Origin of the sequence: Bacillus sp. 5mfcol3.1 (assembly GCF_900114335.1) — a bacterium.
Taxonomy (GTDB): domain Bacteria; phylum Bacillota; class Bacilli; order Bacillales; family Bacillaceae_G; genus Bacillus_A; species Bacillus_A thuringiensis_S.
In genome coordinates this window covers 1-1197 of sequence record NZ_FOST01000066.1, presented here as the reverse complement: position 1 = coordinate 1197, position 1197 = coordinate 1, and the positions used below count along the sequence as shown (strand labels likewise).

Genomic DNA, 1197 nt, shown 5'->3' with positions numbered 1-1197 from the left:
ATTCCGGCAGTCAGTTTGGCTGGTGGGTGTCCGTTTCATTATTCTTATTTACACGATCCATACGGTACGTATTATGGAACAACGAAAACAAAAGGCAATGTTATATTTGATATCTTCCATAAAGACAATCAAAGAAAGAGTTATAACGGTGTAATGATTGGAAAGTCTGGTGCGGGAAAATCAACATTGTTAAAAAAGAAAACGGTGGATTATGCAAGTAAGGGTCACTTTGTTCGGGTATTTGATGTTGTAGAAGAGTTTACAGATACGGTAGAAGAGCTAGGTGGAAAGACAATTGCATTAGACGGATCACAAGGTCAGATTAACCCACTTCAAGTATATAAGACAGCAGAAAGTGAGGAAGTTAGTTTTACCCAGCATTTATCTAAACTGACAATTATTTATCGGTTCATTGCACCAGAAGCAAAAGATGATGAAATTAAAGAATATGAAAATTTACTTCGTAAACTATATATTCGTATGGGATTATGGAATGACGAAAAAGGAGCGAAAAATAAAATTACAACAAGAAAATCAAAAGAATATCCGATTTTCTCTGACTTTTTAAAGTTTGTCCGCAAAGAATTATATCAAGATGTAGCAGCTAAAAAGCATCATGATAATTTAGGAGACAGTAGACTTCATCGTTTAGAATTAATTGAATTAAATCTTACGAATTTAGTAGAAGCATATGCAGAATTATTTGATGGGCATACTACAATTGAAGATTTCAAGAAAGAACAGGTTGTATCATTTTCTTTACGAAATATATCTAGTTTTAAACCAGAGGTATTCCAGGCACAGATCTTTAATGTGTTAAATCTCCTTTGGAATGAAATGATTTCAAATGGTGCGCCTCAATTAAAAGCCTTTAACAAAAAGCAACTTGCTTTTGAAGATGTAACTCGTTATTTCATTATTATTGACGAGGCGCATCATATCATAAACACGAAAAAAGAAAGCGCTCATGCGCTACAATTTTTAACGAAACTTAGTCGAGAAGATCGAAAATATTTTGCAGGTCTTTTATATGCAAGTCATACAATTCGAGATTTTGTACCGGAAGGATCTTCACAAGAAATGATTGATGAAATCAAAAAGCTATTTGAACTTACACAGTACAAATTTATTATGCAACAAGATAATAACAGTTTAGATATGTTACGAAAAGTATTTGCAGGACAGTTAAGTGAAAGT

The 1197-nt window shown here is 33.0% G+C and carries 1 protein-coding gene; it reads left to right on the top strand.

Annotated elements, in window-relative coordinates:
* Positions 1 to 1197 (top strand): type IV secretion system protein VirB4 (locus BM089_RS30470; protein ID WP_090979247.1); only part of this gene is annotated, 1197 nt, incomplete at both ends.